Here is an 18,619-nt window from a genome sequence, read left to right as displayed (position 1 = left end):
GCCTGCTGGTCACCGACGAACAGGGCCGCTGCTGCTGGAGCACAACCGCAGCGGCTGGATGACGCCCGCCGTGCGGGCCAACCGCAAGCAGAGCATCCAGGAGGCATTGCGGCAGCTTTCAGCAGATCTCGGCCTGCAGGTTTCGCCGATGAAGCTGGCGGCGATTTACAGCTATCGCTTCAACGAAGACCCGCCGGACCCCGCGCACGATGCAGTGTCGTTCCGCCAGCACTATCGTGCCGAACTGCGCGCCGGACAGGCCCCCGCCACGAGCGCGGAAAAGGCGTACCGGTGGGTGACCCGCGACGAGGCCGCCGCACTGATCGGCATGCAGGCCCTGCGCATGGAAACCATGCAGGTGCTCGACCATCCCGGAACGCTGTGGGGCGGCGCCTTCGAGTTGTCGTTCAAGGGCGATGAGGCGACCGGCACCGAGCTGGTCGAACCTTTCTACCCCTTGCGCTGACCGCGCGCATGGCCGCGCTCACCCCCCTAGCGCCGCCTGCAGCGTTGCCAGGTCGGCACGGTCCACGGGCCGCACCACCCGCGCCACTTCCTGCCCGTCATGCAGCAGCACCACGGTGGGCCACAGCTTTACCTTGAATGCACGCCCCAGTGGCCGCCCTTTGCCGTCCTCGATCTTCCAGTGCACCAGATCGTTGGCATCCACGAATGCCTGCAGCGCAGGTTGCGCCGCCTGGCAATGTCCACACCAGGGCGCTCCGAACTCCAGCAACTGCCAGCCCGCCTGTGCTTCCACATCCACGCGGGCCGGCTCCACCGACAGGTGATCACGCATGAAAGGCATGCGCGCTACGCCGCCAACGCCTTCTGGATATCCGCCAACGGTGCGTTGGTCAGGTCCTTGGCGATTTCACCCAGCAGGCGCGCCTGCACTTCCTTGTGCAGCAGCGGCCGGATGCGCCCCAGCGTGGTCGGGTCGGCCACCAGCACCAGGTGCGCATAGCGGTTGTTCAGTGCATCTTCGTTGAGCTGCTCGGCCACCTGCTTGGCGAACGTCGCTTCGTTGAGCTGGGAGATGGACATGTCCTTGGGCACCGCACCGGCCGGCCCCTGCCCGGATACACCCTGTTCGCTGATGTCCTGCAGGCGCAGTTCGCCTTCCTGCTTCAGGGCCAGCTGATGTTCGCTGCCGACGTTGGTGAACACGCGGGCCGAACCACCGTCGGCGACGATGATCAGCGTACCTTCGGGAATGCGACGGGTCATGCGATGCTCCTTCTCGATTGCGTTCACCCCCACCGTAGACAGCGTTGCGTGAGCGGCGCGACCAGAGTTCGTTCAACGCATGTCATTGCGTTGCGTGCGCGCATGAACAGGCGCGATGGAACACAGCGTGCAGTTCCGTCTGCTTCGCTGCATGCTCACGCCGATGCCGTTATGATGAACGGATGATCGACACGACCCACTACGTGACGGGCGCACCTGTTACGTGGGAAGCACTGCCGACCGGCGCTTCGCTTGCCACGAATGCTCCCGCCCTGCATTTCCATCGCCTCGCGCTGGATCCCGGCGGATGACGCCCGCAGGCCCGCTGCCTGCATTCCCTACGCTGCTGTGACCCCCGGCCGCTGACTTCGCGGCCGCTGTGATTGCGTTGCCGCGTTTCCGCCCCTGCGGCGGTGCTTTGCCGTGCGCGTGGCGTTGCGCCTGCACACCTTCCCCGGCCCCCACGCCGCCTTCCGATGCCCCTGCGCCGCTTGCGCCTGCATCGCCGTTTCCGATTTCCGGACCTGTCTCACCGCTCATTTCCCCGCTTCTACCCACAAGGGAGCCCCCATGCAGGACACCCCCGATGCACATGCCCATTTCGGCTGGTTCAAACGCCGCCGCCACCTGAAGGTCGATGAGATCACCGTCGTCGACAAGCCCATGCTCAAGCGCGCCGTCGGCGCCGCCGCCCTTGGCAATGCCATGGAGTGGTTCGACTTCGGTGTCTACGGCTATCTCGCCGTCACCATCGGCCAGGTGTTCTTCCCGTCCAGCAATCCCACCGCACAGGTGATCGCCGCCTTCGCCACCTTCACCGTGGCCTTCCTGGTGCGCCCCCTGGGCGGCCTGGTGTTCGGCCCGCTGGGTGATCGCTATGGCCGCCAGAAAGTGCTGGCGTTCACCATGATCCTGATGGCGCTGGGCACCTTCTCGATCGGCCTGATTCCGCCTACGAACGCATCGGCATCTGGGCGCCGGTGCTGTTGCTGCTGGCACGCGTGGTGCAGGGTTTCTCCACCGGTGGCGAGTACGGCGGCGCGGCCACCTTCATCGCCGAGTATTCCACCGACCGCAACCGCGGCCTGATGGGCAGCTGGCTGGAGTTCGGCACGCTGGGCGGCTATATCGCCGGCGCCGGTACCGTCACCGCGCTGCACATGCTGTTGAGCAGCGAGCAGATGCTGGACTGGGGCTGGCGCATTCCGTTCCTGGTGGCCGGCCCGCTGGGCCTGCTCGGCCTGTACATGCGCATGAAACTGGAGGAAACCCCGGCATTCCGTGCCTTCGCCGAGGAAGCCGAGAAGCGCGAGCACGACCGGCCCGGGCTGGGCGCGCTGTTCCAGGTACACGGCCGACAGCTGCTGGTGTGCATGGGCCTGGTGCTGGTGTTCAACGTCACCGATTACATGCTGCTGACCTACATGCCCAGCTACCTCAGCGTCACCATGGGCTATGCAGAGAGCAAGGGCCTGCTGCTGATCATCATCGTGATGCTGGTGATGATGCCGCTGAACATCGTCGGCGGATTGTTCAGTGACAAGCTTGGCCGCCGCCCGATGATCATCGGTGCCTGCATCGCGCTGCTGGTGCTGGCGGTGCCGTGCCTGCTGCTGGTCGGCAGCGGCAACGACGGGCTGATCTTCCTCGGCCTGATGCTGCTGGGGCTGGCGCTGGTGTGCTTCACCAGCTCGATGCCGTCCACGCTGCCGGCGCTGTTCTACACCCCGGTGCGCTACAGCGCGCTGTCGATCGCCTTCAATGTGTCGGTGTCGCTGTTCGGTGGCACCACGCCGCTGGTGACCGCGTGGCTGGTGGAGCGTACCGGCGATCCGCTGGTGCCGGCCTACTACCTGATGGGCGCGGCGGTGATCGGGCTGGTGACCATGCTGTTCGTGAAGGAGACCGCCGGCCTGCCGCTGCGCGGTTCACCGCCGGCCGTCGGCTGCAGGAAGGAAGCCGCTGCGCTGTTGATGAGCGATGCACCGGTGACGGTGGACCCGACCCTGCCGCCGCTGCCGGACGTTGCGGACCCCGAGCAGGTGAAGCCGGCCTGAGGCTGGGCGCAGAACGCGATCCACGCATGGCGTGGATCTATAGAGTCAGTGGCGCCGGGCGGATACGCCCGGCGCTACCCAGGCGCTACTTCTTGATGCGGGCCAGCTTCCCCGGCGTCCAGCGCAGCGTCCAGGTGTAGTGACCCTCCGGCGGGCAGACGTGGCGGTTCGGGCTCATCCATTCGCAGACTGTTGCCCCGGCAGTGACCGTGAAATCGACAATGATGCGATCACCCTGGATGCGGATGGCGCGGATGGCGCCTGGAATCTGTTCAGCCGCGTCGTCACCATAGCCATACCTGCGGATGGCGGCATAGTCCTCTGCTTCCACCGGCGACAGGCTCTTCGGGTTTTCCTGCCGCGCGGATCGTTCGCCGTCAGCGCCGTCATCACCGCCACGACATTGCTTTGCGCGAAGCTGCCACCTGTGTAGGTGGACGTGTAGAAAATACACGACCTCGGCACGGCCATCACCATCGAGATCGGCAACTCCCGTCCACACCGGACGGAAGTCCGATTCGATATCGTCACCGGGAATACGCCGCAGACTGGCTTCGGCGGCCCGGTAGGCCTGTACCAGGCTGGGTGGCGGCACCATGCGCTTGACGGCAGGCTGTCCGGCCATCGCCGGCAGGCTGGACAGTGCCAGCGCAGCAAGCACCAGGCAGATCGAAGTGGAGCGGAACGTCGCAGGTCCGTGCATGTCATCCTCCTTGAATGTGCGGCCAGTCTAGCCGCCGCTCCGGTGGCGCCCAGTCGTGCACGGCGCAGTGTCGCGCGATGTGCGGAAGGCATCCACGCATGGCGTGGATCTACTGGGGTGTGTTCAACTCCATCGCACGCATCACGATGGGCTTGGCCCAGCCCGGCGTGTGCAGCAGATCGGCTACCGCAACCGGGTACTGCAGTTCGCCCGCGGCCATGGCCAATACCGGCAGCGGCACCACGCAGCCCTGCCGTCGGCCGGTGCGCTGTTGTCGTAGACATGCAGCTCGGCCAGGTACGGCAGAAGCTCCAGCAGGTTCGCGCGCGCCGAATCGAAACGCGCGCGGATCTTCTCCACCGGAATGTCGTGGCCACCGGCCGCCACGCGTGCGGCAACACGGGCGATATGCAGCTCGACATCGGCCAGCCCACAGAACCAGATCGCCACCTGATGCCGTTCGCAGGCTTCACGCAGCAGGCGCGGGATGGTGTTGCCACCGAGTGTGGTCTCGAAGGCGAAGTCGGTGCCGTCGGCCATGGCCTGGCGCAGGCGGCGGGTACCTTCCTGCCAGGCCTCGGCGTTGGCCTCCGGCAGCGGCCAGCCGGCGTCGACCAGGCGGCGGGTGAAGGAATCCGGGTTGAACCAGCTCACTCCTTCGGCGTCCAGCCAGGTGCCCAGCAGTGAACTCTTGCCGGCGCCATTGACACCGGCCAGCGCCAGGATGCGTCCCATCGATCAGAGCGGACGGCCGAGGGTGACCTTGCGGCCGCGCCGGATCGGCTGGCCCAGCACCTTGCCCAGCCCTTCCCACGCTGCAGCCCTGCCAGGGTCTGGTCGAACTCGCTGCGCAGGCGCTGCAGTTCCTCGTTGCGCTCACCGGCATCACCGCCGGCGGCCTTGGCCAGCAGTTCCTGGTAGGTGCGGATGTCCACGATCACCGCTTCCGGGTGATTGTGGTTGGTGATGACCAGCGCCTGCTTCTCGCGCACGGTGCGCATCAGGCTCGGCCAGCCCCGGGTCTTCACCGACGAGGCCGGGGCCTTCTCGAGGCCAGGCAGATCCAGCGGCAGGGTCATGGCACGGCTCCAGGCAGGGTGGATGAGCACCACTATACCCAAATTGGCCAAATTGGGGATAAATCCCCTTTCACCCCAGGGGGCCGGTGTCCGGGGCGTCGGTCTGCAGCAGGCTGTCGCGCTCGCGCAGCGGGAAGCGGATCCAGGCGTCCAGCCCCTGCGGGGCAAAGCGCAGCTCGCCACTGCCGGCCAGCTCATAGGGCACCCGCTGCTCGATCAGGACCCGGCCCAGGCCACGCTGGCGCGGCATCTCCCAGCCCTCCACCTCGGCATGGCGCTCGCACCAGTGCAGGCCCAGCCACGGCTGCCCGTCCTGCACCTGCAGGTGCCAGCAGACGTCGATCCGGCCATCCTCGTGGGTGAGCGCGCCATGCCGGAGCGCGTTGGTGGCCAGCTCATGGATGGCCAGCGACAGCACTTCGGCCGCCTTCGGTGGCAACAGCACATCCTCACCCTGCAGGTGATAGGCCGCCGCCGCCGGTGTCTGTGCCGCAATCTCCTCGTCGAGCATGCCGCGCAGGCAGACTCCTACATTGGCGCCGCGGGTCAGCAGGCTCTGCGTGCGCGCCAGTGACATCAACCGCGCACACAGGCGCTCGGCATACTCGTCCACGCTGCTGACCGATACACGGGTGCGCCAGGCAATGGCATGGATGGTGGACATGATGTTGCGGACCCGATGCTGCAGCTCGGCCAGCAGCACCGACTGGCGCTCGGTGGCGCGCTTGAGGTCGTCGATGTCCACGGCGATCGCGAACACGCCGGTCACCTCCCCGTCTGCATCGCGCAGTGGCGCGGCCGCGACGCGTGTCCAGCGTGCGCGACCGTCATCATGGGTGAACTGGAACTCGAGGCCCGGAACCACCGTCTCGCCCCGCAATGCCCGGGCGATGGCGAAGTCCTCGGGGCCGATGGCCGAACCGTCCGCATGCCAGCCGCGCCAGCGATGCTGGTTCTCTGCATCGGTCGAGGGCACCTTGCCACTGGGCAGGTAAGCGCGCATCTGGTCGTTGGACAGTTGCAGCTTGCCGTCTGCGTCGACAATGCAGACACCCACCGGCAGCACCTTGAAGGCCAGCGCCAACCGACGGTCGCTCTCACGGCGCTTCTGCTCTTCGCGCTCGCGAGCCGCCTGTGCGACATGCGCGGACGTCGTTTCGAACATGGTCACCAGCACGCCGTTGATGCATCCTTCCTCTCCACGGATGGGGCTGTAGGTGATGGTGAACCAGACATCCTCCAACCGCCCCCGCCGCGCCAGCGGATAGAGCTTGTCCTCATAGGTGATGGTCTCGCCCTGCCACACACGCCGGTAGATCGGGCCGTTGATGTGCCAGACCTCGGGCCAGCACTCGCGGGTCGGCTGGCCCAGCCCGCCAGGATGCTTGTCGGCCAGGATCTCGGCATAACCATCGTTGTAGAGCTGCACCAGCTGCTCGCCCCACAGCACGATCATCGGGAAGCCGTGCGCCAGCATGAGGTCAACGGTGGCGCGCAGATGCGGCTGCCATCGTTCGATCGCACCCAATGACGTGGATGACCAGTCGTGCTGGGCAATACGGGCGGCCATGCCGTCATGCCGTGTATGCGCCTGCCGCGAGAGCGGCCTGCCCGTGCGCTCGGCAGCTTGGAGCCCTTCGATGCGGCGTGACATGCCGCGCAATCAGGCGATGCCCGCAGGGGCCTGCGGCGTCGCCACCAGCCCCGCCAGCTGCTGGACCAGGGCCTCGATGTGATAGGGCTTGGTGCAGCGGGGCGCGCTGGCGAAGCGGCTGGGCAGGTTGTCGTCGTAGCCGGAGGTCAGCATGAACGGGGTGCCCGCCTCGGCCAGGCGATCGGCCAGCGGGTACACCTGTTCGCCGCCCAGGTTGATGTCCAGCAGGGCCACATCAATGGGGTTGTCATCCAGCAGCCGCCCCAGCGCCTGTAGGTCTCCGGCCGGCCCCACCACCTGCGCGCCCTTCAGCTCCAGGTAGTCCACCAGGAACATCGCGATGCGAATTCATCCTCCGCCACCAGCACCCTCAGCCCTTTCAGGCCCTCTGGTTTGTTGCCCGCTTCCAGCACGACCGGCGCTCCTCGATACACGCGGCCCACCTCTGCCGCAACGCCTGCAGGATGCGCGAAGCGGGCTACAAGGGCGCGTGATGATCGATGAAGATCGCCGCCACGGCGCATTCACTCCGCGTTGCAGCGGCGCGTTCAGAACGCACGCTCCCATTTCAGGCTGAGCAGGCTGCGGTCGTGGCTGTACAGCCAGCCGACGTTGCTGTCGATGCGGGCGTAGCGCAGGCTCAGGCTGGGCACCAGCCCGGCCACGGCCAGGCGTTCGCTGCGTACGATGGCGATCAGGTTCTGTTCGTCGTCCTGCCTGCGCGCCTCGAGCAGCGGACTCCAGGCGTCGTAGTCGCGATGGCGCAGCGACACGAATACGGTGGCCGTGGTGCCACTCCACTGCCGTGCCGCGCCCAGCCGCAGGCCGCGCTGGCGGTAACCGTTGGCCGGGTCGGCTGCGCTGCTGTTGGTGACATCCAGCCCGGCGAAGACCGTCCAGCGCGGATTGAGCGCGCGGAACCAGGTGGCATACAGCGACGCCAGCTCGCCGTCGTAGTTGCTGGCCAGGCCCTGCTGGCGATACCGCTGGCGCTTCCAGTCGGCCTCCAGCTTGAGCAGGCTGCGTGCATCCAGGGCGTACTGCCATTCCCCGTGCACGCCACTGCCGCCCTGCAGCGCATGGTTGCCCAGGCCCTGGTAGTCATAGCTGGGGGCCAGCATCACGGTCTGCCGCGCACTACGCCAACTGTAACCTGCCTGCACGTTGGCATTGAGCTCGTTGTAGGCACTGTGCCCGCGCCATGCCTGACCGAAGGCGAGACCGCGCACGTACAGCCCATGATGCCCGCCGAGCATCCAGCGCCGTTCCAGGCTGGCATCGTAGTCGAGGCCCGCCGCGCGCTGGGCATCGGGCAGTTTCCGTTCGATGATGCAGGCGTCGCCCACGCCGAACAGGCAGGTGCGGCTGGCCGAGCTGCGGTTGATGTTGTCACTCCATGCCGGGCCGGCCGACAGCGCGCCTTTCCAGCGCTGGCGCGCCTGCAGGGCAGCCAGGTAGCCGTCCACGCGCGCGCGGACGCCGGCCGTGGCCGGATCATCGGCATTGATGCCCGCAGCGATGGCCGTGAACAACGCGACCGCATCGCGATCGCGCTGGTCTTCCGCATAGACACGCGCCAGTTCGAGGCGGGCCGGCAGGAAATCCGGCTGCGCCGCCAGCAGCGCTTCGTACTCCGTCGCCGCGCGGCGATGGTCGCCGGCCACCCGTGCCAGCGCCCCCTGCGCATAGTGGCGCAGCAGCGGGTCATGCCCGGCAGTTCGATGTACTCCGCGAGGAACGCAGCGGCGGCCTGCCATTGCTGATGCTGCAGTGACAGGTACAGCGCCTGGCCCAGATCATCGACCGTGCGCTCCACGCGCAGGGTCTGGCCGTCGATGGTGATGGTCGGCCGCTCCGACTCGGCCTGCTGCAGGCGCTGCTGGTCCTGCTGCTGGTGGCGCAGTTCGGTGCCCTGTTCAAGCACGCGGCGCAGATCGTCCTGCTGGGCGCGCACATCAGCGGCAGCCAACAGCAGCACGACAAGGAAAATGGAATGGCGCATGGTCGATCCGTGGTGGTGCGTGCAGCGGGCCGAAGCAGGGACTGGCGGATCGCGGCTTGTCCCTGCCCTGCCCCGTCAGGGGCGTGGCGATCAGTTCTTGCTGCCGCCGAAGGCGGTGTCGTACTGGCTGTTGCCGGCGAACGTGGCGATACCGGCCAGGGTGGCGGCGTTGGCGCCGAAGAACTGGCCCTGGGTGGCGCCGGCAACGTTGCCGTTGGCGGTGGCGGTACCGGCGAACGAGGCGTTGGCGCTGTTGATGTTGGCGTTGACGTTGATCGCCAGGCCACCACCGGTCAGGCCGCCGAGCAGCTTGCCGCTGCCGAAGTCCGCACGGAAGGTGCCGGACAGCAGGTTGCTGCCGTTGAACTTGTTCAGGCCCGCGACGCTGTAGGTGGCTACGCCAGCCGGCAGCGTGGTGCCGGCACGGTCACCGACGAAGTAGACCTGGCGGTTGTTGAAGCCACCGGCGGCGCCATCCTTGGACCACTCGCCGAACCACACGTCACCACTGCCAACCTTGACGAAGTTGAAGTGGCCCATGCCGGCATGGCTGCCCGGTGCGCCGGTGATCGGCATGGCCAGCGTGCGCACGGCGGTGCCATTGACGGTGGTGGTGCCCGAGTACAGGCTCAGGCCCTGGAAATCGACCGGCTTGGCGTTGGAGACGGTGCCGACGCCGATACCGGCCTTGCCTGCCTGGTGCGGGCCACCGTTGACCTGCGATTCGCCGACAGCGACGTACAGCTCGGCGTCGGTCACCGGGCTGGCCGCACCGACGATGTCAGCGGCATGCGCGGTGCCGGCCAGGGCAAAGGTGGCAGCAACGGCGAGAACCGAACGGGAGATCATCTTCATGGTATTGCTCCTTGGGTTGTGGGAACTACGGGTACAACGCTTGAAAGCGGGAGGTCAGAAGCGCGCGGTGATGCCGAGCTTGAGGGTGCGGCCCGGCGCCGGCAGCGTGGAGCGCGTGGCCGGGTCGACGTAGTAGCGGTTGCCGAGGTTGCTGCCCACCAGCTCGACGCTGGCGTGCTCGTTGAAGCGCCAGCGCGCGTATGCATCGACGGTGGTGATGTTGCCCCAGGTGAACGGCACGTTCTGCACAGCAGGCTGCTGCCACCGGCCAGCAACCGGTCGCGGTAGGCCTGTAGATCGGGGTTTTCGTGGCGCTGGTAGTGCACGATGCGGCTGCCCAGTTCCAACCGTTCATCGAACAGGCGCGTACCGAGCGACAGGTTCACCGACAACTTCGGAATCGCCTGGGTCAGCAGGTAGCCACTGACGAAGCCGTCCTGCACGCAGTTCGGCACCAGGCCACGGTTGGCATCCAGCAGCACGGCCGTGCTTTCGTCGCACACCTCGTTTTCCAGCGTGCGCGAAATACCCAGGTCGGTGAAGAAGCGCCGGTTGTCGAAGCGTGCCTGCAGCTCGATGCCGCGGATGGTCTGCTTGTCGATGTTGTCGAACAGGAAGTAGGCGTCGCGCTCGATTACGTTGCGGGTCTTGTGCACGTAATAGGCCAGCTTGACGTCGGCATCGGCGGTGTTTCCGAACAGGCCCGACAGGTTGTGTACGTAGCCCAGCTCGTAGTTGTAGGCATGCTCGGGCTTGAGCATGTACAGCGGATTGAGGCTGCTGGAGAAAGCGATGGTGCTTTCGAACATGCTGGGGAAGCGCACTGCCTCGCTGTAGCGCAGGTAGACGCGCGCGGCCTTGGACAGGTTCACCGTGGCCGAGAATGTGGGCAACCACGCGTGATCGCGGCGGCGGTCATTGCGCCCATCCACCGGCCGCGACTGCATGGTGTTGCCGATTGTGCAGACCAGGTCGCTGCCGGGGTAGATCGGCAGCACGCCAGGTATGCCCGCCACCTCGCCGTTGAGACAGGGTTGGTCGCACGGGCATAGTTGCCATTGGCATCGGGCAACCACGGAAGCCGGTGTTCCACCGCCTGCGGCGTCTCGTAGTACGCCAGCAGACCATGCAGTGCATCGTCAATCACCGAACCCATGCCGATGCTCTCCCAGAACTCGCGTTCGGCCTCCAGTGCATCGATCTCCGCCTGCAGGCTGGCCGGCCGCTCGGGCAGCTCATTGGTCCGATAGGTCGCCTCCTTGCTGCCCACAGCCCTTGGTCAGCAGCTCCGGGTGGGCCTGCAGGAAGTCGTCGAACGCCCAGTAACGGCTGTAGCGCACGCCGGCGTTGAGGGTCAGGAAATCGACCGGACGCCATTCGAGGTTGAGATAGCCTTCGCCCTCCTGGCGCCGGCCAGCACGCGGAAACATGCGCCATCCATCGGTCGTGCCGAAGTACGGGTCGCGCGAACCCAGCTTCTCGTACTGCCAGTTGCCGCCCACGGTCAGGTCCAGCGTGGAATGCAGCGCGAAGCGGTTGCTCAAGGTCAGCCCGGTACGGTCATTGCGCGCATTGGCCAGTGCGGTGTTGCGCAGGATCGGGCTGACCCCGGGATTCCACGCCGGATTACCCGGTGCGAAATTGGGAAACCCACCGGCGGTGTAGGTGTCGCTGTCCGTCTCGGTGCGCCACAGGTTGGCGTACAGATCAAGCCAACGGCTGCCGGCCGGCTGGAAGCGGTACTCCAGGTTCCACGCATCGGAATCGACCCGACTGAGCGGCCACTGGATGCGCCCATAGTCCGGCGCGGACAGGATGCGCGACGGCATGATCTCGCCATAGTGCGACAGCGTGCGCCGCCAGGTGGCCTTCAACTGCTGGTCGTCGTTGATCTGCCAGCTCCCCTTGACCAGCCACGATTCCTGTTCGCTGGACGTATTGGGCACCTCATCGCCCGGCTTGAAGTAGCGCGCCAGCGTGGTGATGTAGTCGATGCCCTGGTACTCGAACTGCTCGCGCCGGTCCTGGTCGTAGTAGCCGCTGCCCTTGCTGCCGGAGAAGTAGTTGCCGCGCTTGCGCCAGGCATAGGCGGCCATCAGGTCGACGTTGTCGCCACGCACACCCAGCGCCAGGCGCCAGGCCTGGTCTTCGCCATCGAAGGGGTTGTTGCCACTGCGCGACTTCACCGGCACCACCAGGGTGCGGTCGTCGTAGGGCGAGTTCGGCGAGCCTGCGGGAAGCCCGGCACCGTGCGGTAGTCCTCGCCGGTATGCAGGCGAGGCAGGCGCGGCGCCACCGCATTGCTGCTGCCTTCGATCTTCAGCTCCCCGCCGAAGCGCTCACCCGCTTCCACGATGTCATCGACGTCGATGGTCTTGATCACCAGCGCGCCACCGATCCCGCTGTGCACATCGCGCACCAGCCCTGGCCCCTTGATGACCTGGATGCCACCAATCAGGTTGGGATCGATGTAGTTGCGGTTGCTGACGCCGTTGTAGCCGCGCCAGACCGTGAGCGCCTGCTCACCACCGTCGATGCTGACCGGCACCCGCCCCGGCCCCTGGATGCCGCGGATGTTGATGTCCAGCGCGCCGCTGTTGCGCGCATCGCCACTGAACACGCCAACCAGATCCTTGACCACGTCGGCCGGGTTGGAGCCGCGGTAGCGCTCCACCCGGTCGCGTCCCGAATACGCCGTGGTCAGGTCCAGCGCGAACACATCGTCGTAGCCGCGCCGATCGCGGGCCTCGCCCCCTTCCGACTGCAGGCGACCGGCCACGTCCAGTGTCTCGGTCACCCGCACCCCTTCCCCCTCACCCGACTCCGCTGCGGCACGCAGGCTCCAGGTGCCATCCATGCCGCGCTGCGCGCGCACGCCGCTGCCACGCAACAGCTGCTGCAGCGCCTGCATCTGGCTGTACTCGCCACTCACCGCGCTGGAGCGACGGCCTTCCACCAGATCGCTGCGGAACACCACCTGCACATCGGCCTGGCGGCCAAAGGCACGCACAGCATCAGCAAGGGGCTGTTCCGGAATGGTGTACTGGCGCAGTGGCGCGACGATCGCCGTTTGCGCCTGCACGGCCGGCACCCAGGCCAGCGGCAGCAATGCGGTGGAGATGGCCAGGGCCAGGACAGTGGCGCGGCGATGACAGGCGGATGCCGTGGACGGCATGGACAGGAACTCCTCAAGCGGGGCGGGACCATCGGCACATCCGGTGCCGGTGGTGTGTCTGGCTTGAGGAAAAACGGTGTTTCGCTCTGGCTATACCTCTATAGACAACGGGGCACGGCGAGTGCCCACGGTTTTTTCATGTTTTTTTCATGCGGCGCTTTCTGCCATCAACCGGCTGCACCTCACCACAACACCATCGCGCCGCCAGGCAGGCGCTGCACGCGCAGTCCCGCCTGCGCGGCCACCGCATCGATGGCGGTCTCCGGTTGCTGCAGATGGAACAGGCCACTGACCCGTACGCGTGCACCCTGCCCGCCCAGTACCCAGACCGGCGCACGACGATAGCGCGCCAGATCGGCGATGGCCTGCGCGGCCGGCTGATCATCGATCACCACCTCGCCACGCCGCCATGGCGCCATGCTCTCCGGATCTTCCAGCTGCACCGGCTGCAGCCAGCGCCCGTCACGGAACACGCCTGCCTGTCCGGCATGCAGGCGCTGCACGCTGCCATCGCCCGGGCGCACATCGACCACACCTTCGCTGACCTGAGTGGTGACCGTGGTATCCAGCATCGACACGCTGAAGGCGGTGCCGACGTCACGGACCACGCCGCCCGCCGCCTCGACCTGGAACGGGCGAGCCTCGTGCGCTACCTGGAACCAGGCCCGGCCGCGCAGCAGGCGCAGGTGGCGCTGCTGGCCATCGAACTCGATCGCCAGTGCGGTGCCGGCGTCGAGTACGGCGGTGCTGCGGTCGTCCAGCTGCACCACGCGCGGCGCATCGCTGCTGCGCAGGTCACTACGAGCAAGCAGCAGCGCGTGCGGCGCAGCGGCAACCATCAGCACCACCGCGGCAGCACTGGCCAGCAGCCACGGCAGGCGGCGGCGCGGCGTGATCGGACGCAGCCCTTGGCGATCAGCCGTCAACCCGGGCAGCGCCGCCAGCACGTCGGGCCCGGCGGCATCCAGCCCCTGCCAGAACGCCTGCTGCTGGCGCCAGGCCAGCGCGTGGCGCGGATCGGCCTGCAGCCAGCGCTGCAGGGTTCGTTGCTGGCGTTCCGGCAGCGGGCCTGCACTGCACCGGATCACCCAGCGCAACGCCTGCCTGGCCTGACGCGGCGAGGGTTCGGACGTGGTCATGGTTGTGGCCTGCCGCACCGCGAACGGGTGCGCTTTCCTGTTGTGACAACGGCGGGCGCGATCTGCCCACGGCAAACGCCGGTCATCGGCGCGTTCCCTGTTGATGCTGCTGGATCAACAGCGCGGCGCGCAGCACATGCTTGCCGACCAAGCTCTTGGAGATTCCCAGGCGCGCGGCAATCTCGCGTTCGCTCAGGCCCAGGTAGCGGTTGAGCACGAAGCACTCGCGCACCTGGGCCGGCAGGGCCAGGATGGTCTGGGTGATCTCGCGCAGCTGCGCCTGGTCCAGTGCCTGCGCCTCGCCATCACGGCTTGCCTCGGCCATGTCGACGGCGTACTCGGCCATGGCACGGCGTTCGCGGGCGTCGGCCTGGCTGCGGTTGAGCGCATGGTGATAGGCCATCCGGTACAGATAGCCGCGCGGCTCCAGGATCGGTGGATCACCGGGCACGCTGCTGGCCTTCAGGTACAGGTTCTGCAGGGTGTCCTCGGTACTGGCCGGGTCGAGGTAGCGCGCGATGAAGCGAGACAACGCACGGCGCTCGCGGATCAGCAGCTCGACCAGCGCCAGGGCATTGGGAGACATAGGTGCCAAGGCCGGACCGGGGAATGATGGGCGTGATGGCGACGGTCCGAGCCCGGATTGTAGGCGCCCCGCCGCGATACCGCACCCTTGTTCAGCGAGGTCGCCGGGAGCAGGACCTTCGGCCTATGAAGATCTCGTGAAGACGATGCTATGTTATATCGTCACATTCGTAGCGACCCCTTCCCATGTCCCGGTTCATCCCTGCCCGCCGCCTGTCCGGCGCGATCCTCCTTGCCCTGGCCCCCGCACTGGCAGCGGCGGCAGACGCCCCTTCGCAGCTGGACCCGATCGTGGTGACCGCAACCGCCACCGATCGCCTGGCCAGCGACGCACCTGCCTCGATCAGCGTGATCACCCGCGAGCAGATCCAGCTGCGGCCGGCGCTGGACCTGGCCGATGCGCTGCGCGGCAGCCCGGGCGTGACCGTGGCCGGGGTCGGCTTCGGCCGCCGCGGCATCCGCATCCGCGGCATGGACCCTGGCTACACGCTGGTACTGCTGGACGGCCAGCGCGTCAGTGCGTCGGCCGATGCCATCGCCCATTCGGATTTCGACCTGGGCTGGCTGCCGGCTGCGGCGATCGAACGCATCGAGGTGGTACGCGGCCCGATGTCCTCGCTGTACGGCTCGGAGGCGCTGGGTGGCGTGGTCAACGTGATCAGCCGCCGCGCCACCGATGACTGGCAGGGCAACCTGGTCTACAACGCCGGCGTGGTCGGCGGTGACCGTGGTGGCAACACCGCCCAGGCCGGCTTCTATGCGGGTGGCGCACTGCTGCCCGGCACGCTGGGCCTGAGCGTGTTTGCCGAACACCGACAGAAGGATGCCAGCCGCGATCCGAGCGACGACCGCCTGGACGAGCAGGAGGGGCGCCGCGCCAACACCGGCCGCGCGGTACTCACCTGGACTCCGGACGCACACCAGCGCATCGACCTGTCGCACCTGCAGGGCAGCGAGGAACGACGCCGCCATGCGCTGCAGGCCGGTGCCGCGCCCTATGTGTACGAAACCATCGACGACATCCGTCGCCGCCAGACCACGCTGAGCCATCAGGGCGATTGGGACTGGGGGCAAACCCGGGTGAGTGCCTACCGCGCGACGCTGGACCGCGACAACCGTCGCGACCGCGGTGAGGCTTCGCGGCCGCAGCAGCTGACCGACCAGATCGTCGATGCCCGCGCCACCGTTGCGCTGGGTGCGCGCCACCGCGTCAGCATCGGTGGCGAATGGCGGCGCCAGCAACTGGACGATGCGGCCGGCGCACGCAGTGGACACCTGCAATCGGATCAGAGCGCGCTGTTCGTGCAGGACGAGATCCAGGTGAGCGACGCGCTCTCGCTGGTGTTCGGCAGCCGCGGCGACCGCCATCCCGAGTTCGGCTGGCACCACAGCCCGCGCGCCTATGCGGTGTGGCATGCCACCGAAGCACTGACGATCAAGGGCGGCATCGGCAGCGGCTTCAAGGCGCCGAGCCTGAAGCAGCTGTCGCCGGAGTATTCCGCGGTGGGCGGCGGCGGGCGCTTCACCATTGTCGGCAATCCGCAGCTGAAGCCGGAACAGAACACCAGCGCCGAGTTGTCGGTGGCCTGGCAGCAACAACGCTGGTCAGTGCAGGCGACCGCCTTCCAGAATGACCTCAAGGACCTGATCCAGACCACCTGCGTGCGTGCCTGCGGCGTGCGCGGCCGCGAACTGCGCAACTACACCAACGTGGCCCGTGCCCGCATCCGTGGCCTGGAGCTGGCCGGCACCGCGCCGATCACCGAGCATCTGACCTTCGAAGCGAACTGGAGCTGGCTGGACCCACGCGACCGCCAGACCGACCAGTGGCTGCCGGAGCGCCCACGACGCAGCGGCGCCTCCGCACTGAACTGGCAGCGCGGCCCGCTGCAGGCCGCCGTGCGCGGCGAGTATGTTGGCCCGCAGCAGCAGGTGGCCGGCAGCAGCCAGGTGACCCTGCCTGATTACTGGTTGTGGTCGCTGGATGCGCGCTGGCGCGTCACCGCGGCGGTGAGCGTGGTGGCCGGCATCGACAACCTGGCCGACAAGCGGCTGGACGAAACCGGTGCGCTGTACCCGTACCCGGAAACCGGCCGCTACGTGCATGCCGGCATCCAACTGGCGTTCTGACCATGCGCAGCGGGTGGACATGGCTGCTGCTCGGGTGGCTGATGCCGGCCGCATTGGCCCATGCCGAGCCTGCGCCCCTGCAGGTGGACGTGGTCAGCAGCAGCTTCGTGCTGCCCGGCAAAATCGCCCGCCTGGACGCGCTGGGCGCGCCCGCAGGGGTGCGCTTCCGGCAGCGGGTGGTCGACCCTGCGACCGCGCTGCCGGACGGCTGGCCGGCAGGCAGCGACCTGGTGCTGCTGGATACGCCGCGACCAGCGGATGTCGAACAGGTCATGGCCGTGGTTGAAGCGCCATTGCAGAACGGCAAGGTGCCATGGCTGCGCGTGGGTGGCGGCGCACCGGCCTCCGGGCAGCTGCCCGCCGAGGTGGCGCGCAGGATCGCCGGCTACTACGGCAACGGTGGCGAGGCCAACATCCGCACGCTGGCTGCATACCTGCAGGCCTGGCGCAGCGATGCCGGAACCGACGGACTGCCGCTGCCGCAGGTGCTGCCGGCCACCGGCTACAGCACGGCCGGCAGCCAGTGGCTGGACAGCCCGCACGCATTGCAGGCGCAGTGGCAGCGCGACAATCAGGCAACATGGCCGAAGGTGGCGGTGCTGATCTCCGGCAGCATGCTCAGCGGCATGCAGACCCAGGTGCTGGACGCGCTGATCGAGGCCGGGCGCGCACGCAGGATCGCGCTGTTCGGCGTCTGGTTCGATGCCGCCGCCGACGACGGCCTGCAGCAGGCGCTGCGCGGCATCGAGGTGGATGCGCTGGTCAACCTGACCCATCTGCAGAACGGCAGCGCGCGTGCGGCCGAATTTTCCACGCTGGACGTGCCGGTGCTGCAGGCGCTGAACCATCGGCAAGGCGATGCGGATGACTGGCGCGCGGCGACCACCGGCATTCCGATGGCGACCCTGGCGACCTTCGTCGCCGTGCCCGAAGCCTGGGGCGCCAGTGATCCGATCGTGGTCTCGGCCAATGCGCGCGGTGAACTGCAGCCGATTCCCGAACAGATCGATGCACTGGCCGCCAAACTGCAGCGGCTGGCGGCGCTGCGCCACACCGCCGCGGCCGACAAGCGCGTGGCGCTGCTGTTCTGGAATGCACCGGACGGCGAGCGCAACCTGTCCGCCTCGCATCTCAATGTACCGCGCAGCATCGAGGCGCTTGCTGCCACGGCTGGCACAGGCCGGGTATTCGACGCACGCGGTGGATGAAAAGACCCTGATCGAGCAGCTGCAGGCACTGCTGGGGGGCTACTACCATCCGGAGCGGCTGGACGCGCTGCTCGATGCCGGGCTGGCCGATACCCTGCCGGTGGCGGACTACCGCCGCTGGCTGGCGACCCTGCCCGCCGCGCGCCGCGACGAACTGCACGCACAGTGGGGCGATCCTGCGCACCACCCTGCCGTTCGACAGCGGCAGGGACAGGCGGTGTTCGTGCTGCCGCGGCTGCGCCTGGGCAACCTGCTGCTGATGCCGCAGCCGCCGCGCGCGGGCCGTGTCGGTGAGGCCACCCACGATATGGCATCGGTGCCGAGCCATTACTACCTGGCGGCATACCTTTACCTGCGCCAGCAGTGGAAGGCCGATGCGCTGATCCACTTCGGCACCCACGGCACGCAGGAATGGACGCCGGGCAAGGACCGCGGCCTGTGGGCCGCCGATTATCCATGGCTGGCAGTGGGTGAACTGCCAGTGTTCTACCCGTACATCCAGGACAACGTCGGCGAGGCGATCCAGGCCAAGCGCCGTGGCCGTGCCGTGGTGATCAGCCACCAGACCCCGCCGTTCGCACCGTCCGGGCTGTACGACGAGCTGCGCGACCTGCACGCGGTGGTGCACGAACTGCAGCAGCTGGACCAGGGACCGGTGCGTGATGCCACCGCCGCACGCCTGCGCACACTGGCCACTGACAGTGGCATCGCCGCCGACCTGGGCTGGAGCGCAGTGGACATGCAGGCGCGCTTCGACAGCTTCCTGCCAGTGCTGCACGACCACCTGCATGAGCTGGCACGG

General features: G+C 67.6%; 12 protein-coding genes and 6 pseudogenes. 6 read left to right on the top strand and 12 right to left on the bottom strand.

What is annotated here, in order from left to right; genetic code table 11:
* Positions 1 to 466: NUDIX hydrolase (locus tag AB1281_RS01635; RefSeq protein WP_430344919.1), on the top strand; the 466-nt coding region annotated here is incomplete at its 5' end.
* A gap of 18 nt (positions 467 to 484) precedes the next feature.
* Here AB1281_RS01635 and AB1281_RS01630 read toward each other — a convergent pair.
* Positions 485 to 808, bottom strand: coding sequence for a thioredoxin family protein (locus AB1281_RS01630; RefSeq protein ID WP_430344918.1), 324 nt, complete (start codon positions 806 to 808; stop codon positions 485 to 487).
* Between the two features lie 5 nt (positions 809 to 813).
* Positions 814 to 1,230, bottom strand: coding sequence for a host attachment family protein (locus tag AB1281_RS01625; protein ID WP_430344917.1), 417 nt, complete (start codon positions 1,228 to 1,230; stop codon positions 814 to 816).
* Positions 1,231 to 1,412: 182 nt separating this feature from the next.
* On the opposite strand from AB1281_RS01625, the gene AB1281_RS01620 reads away from it, so the two are divergent.
* Both AB1281_RS01620 and proP read left to right on the top strand, forming a co-directional pair.
* Entirely contained in the window at positions 1,413 to 1,541 is a 129-nt protein-coding gene (locus tag AB1281_RS01620; protein ID WP_256202341.1) for a hypothetical protein, read from the top strand.
* A gap of 259 nt (positions 1,542 to 1,800) precedes the next feature.
* Positions 1,801 to 3,287 (top strand): annotated as a pseudogene (proP, locus tag AB1281_RS01615) (glycine betaine/L-proline transporter ProP).
* A gap of 85 nt (positions 3,288 to 3,372) precedes the next feature.
* Here proP and AB1281_RS01610 read toward each other — a convergent pair.
* The 10 genes and pseudogenes from AB1281_RS01610 to AB1281_RS01565 form a co-directional block, all read right to left on the bottom strand.
* A complete protein-coding gene (locus tag AB1281_RS01610) occupies positions 3,373 to 3,990 on the bottom strand; it encodes a hypothetical protein (protein WP_430344916.1) in 618 nt (205 codons plus the stop codon).
* A gap of 109 nt (positions 3,991 to 4,099) precedes the next feature.
* A pseudogene (locus tag AB1281_RS01605) lies at positions 4,100 to 4,725 on the bottom strand (AAA family ATPase).
* Positions 4,726 to 4,728: 3 nt separating this feature from the next.
* Positions 4,729 to 5,069, bottom strand: a pseudogene (locus tag AB1281_RS01600) (type II toxin-antitoxin system prevent-host-death family antitoxin).
* Between the two features lie 70 nt (positions 5,070 to 5,139).
* Positions 5,140 to 6,723, bottom strand: a complete 1,584-nt coding sequence (locus tag AB1281_RS01595) for a sensor histidine kinase (RefSeq protein ID WP_430344915.1) — start codon at positions 6,721 to 6,723, stop codon at positions 5,140 to 5,142.
* 9 nt (positions 6,724 to 6,732) lie between these two features.
* Positions 6,733 to 7,136: pseudogene (locus AB1281_RS01590) on the bottom strand (response regulator).
* Between the two features lie 135 nt (positions 7,137 to 7,271).
* Positions 7,272 to 8,725, bottom strand: a pseudogene (locus AB1281_RS01585) (porin family protein).
* Between the two features lie 90 nt (positions 8,726 to 8,815).
* Positions 8,816 to 9,580, bottom strand: coding sequence for a Slam-dependent surface lipoprotein (locus AB1281_RS01580; protein WP_430344914.1), 765 nt, complete (start codon positions 9,578 to 9,580; stop codon positions 8,816 to 8,818).
* A 54-nt stretch (positions 9,581 to 9,634) separates the two neighbouring features.
* Positions 9,635 to 12,755, bottom strand: a pseudogene (locus AB1281_RS01575) (TonB-dependent receptor domain-containing protein).
* 182 nt (positions 12,756 to 12,937) lie between these two features.
* Positions 12,938 to 13,894 carry a FecR family protein gene (locus AB1281_RS01570; RefSeq protein WP_430344913.1) on the bottom strand — a complete coding sequence of 319 codons (957 nt, stop codon included), beginning with the start codon at positions 13,892 to 13,894 and terminating at the stop codon, positions 12,938 to 12,940.
* An 82-nt stretch (positions 13,895 to 13,976) separates the two neighbouring features.
* Complete coding sequence (locus AB1281_RS01565; RefSeq protein ID WP_430344912.1) at positions 13,977 to 14,480, bottom strand: RNA polymerase sigma factor; 504 nt, start codon at positions 14,478 to 14,480, stop codon at positions 13,977 to 13,979.
* Between the two features lie 185 nt (positions 14,481 to 14,665).
* On the opposite strand from AB1281_RS01565, the gene AB1281_RS01560 reads away from it, so the two are divergent.
* From AB1281_RS01560 to AB1281_RS01550, 3 genes are all read left to right on the top strand, one after another.
* The gene (locus AB1281_RS01560; RefSeq protein WP_430344911.1) at positions 14,666 to 16,609 is read left to right on the top strand and encodes a TonB-dependent receptor domain-containing protein; all 1,944 of its coding nucleotides are present in this window, start codon (positions 14,666 to 14,668) and stop codon (positions 16,607 to 16,609) included.
* Between the two features lie 2 nt (positions 16,610 to 16,611).
* Positions 16,612 to 17,817, top strand: a complete 1,206-nt coding sequence (locus AB1281_RS01555) for a cobaltochelatase subunit CobN (RefSeq protein WP_430344910.1) — start codon at positions 16,612 to 16,614, stop codon at positions 17,815 to 17,817.
* Positions 17,768 to 18,619 (top strand): cobaltochelatase subunit CobN (locus AB1281_RS01550; RefSeq protein ID WP_430344909.1); only part of this gene is annotated, 852 nt, incomplete at its 3' end. The genes AB1281_RS01555 and AB1281_RS01550, both read left to right, overlap by 50 nt.

It is taken from the genome of Stenotrophomonas sp. NRRL B-14846 (genome assembly GCF_050473585.1).
GTDB lineage: Bacteria > Pseudomonadota > Gammaproteobacteria > Xanthomonadales > Xanthomonadaceae > Stenotrophomonas.
Note: the sequence above shows the minus strand (reverse complement) of the source record. Positions and strands in the feature narration are given on the sequence as shown.

What these genes read in the sequence shown, in the direction of transcription:
- AB1281_RS01565 (WP_430344912.1), bottom strand. Translation starts at nt 14,480, where the DNA reads ATGTCTCCCAATGCCCTGGCGCTGGTCGAGCTGCTGATCCGCGAGCGC.
- AB1281_RS01570 (WP_430344913.1), bottom strand. Translation starts at nt 13,894, where the DNA reads ATGACCACGTCCGAACCCTCGCCGCGTCAGGCCAGGCAGGCGTTGCGC.
- AB1281_RS01555 (WP_430344910.1), top strand. Translation starts at nt 16,612, where the DNA reads ATGCGCAGCGGGTGGACATGGCTGCTGCTCGGGTGGCTGATGCCGGCC.
- AB1281_RS01560 (WP_430344911.1), top strand. Translation starts at nt 14,666, where the DNA reads ATGTCCCGGTTCATCCCTGCCCGCCGCCTGTCCGGCGCGATCCTCCTT.
- AB1281_RS01630 (WP_430344918.1), bottom strand. Translation starts at nt 808, where the DNA reads ATGCCTTTCATGCGTGATCACCTGTCGGTGGAGCCGGCCCGCGTGGAT.
- AB1281_RS01625 (WP_430344917.1), bottom strand. Translation starts at nt 1,230, where the DNA reads ATGACCCGTCGCATTCCCGAAGGTACGCTGATCATCGTCGCCGACGGT.
- AB1281_RS01580 (WP_430344914.1), bottom strand. Translation starts at nt 9,580, where the DNA reads ATGAAGATGATCTCCCGTTCGGTTCTCGCCGTTGCTGCCACCTTTGCC.
- AB1281_RS01595 (WP_430344915.1), bottom strand. Translation starts at nt 6,723, where the DNA reads ATGTCACGCCGCATCGAAGGGCTCCAAGCTGCCGAGCGCACGGGCAGG.
- AB1281_RS01620 (WP_256202341.1), top strand. Translation starts at nt 1,413, where the DNA reads ATGATCGACACGACCCACTACGTGACGGGCGCACCTGTTACGTGGGAA.
- AB1281_RS01610 (WP_430344916.1), bottom strand. Translation starts at nt 3,990, where the DNA reads ATGCACGGACCTGCGACGTTCCGCTCCACTTCGATCTGCCTGGTGCTT.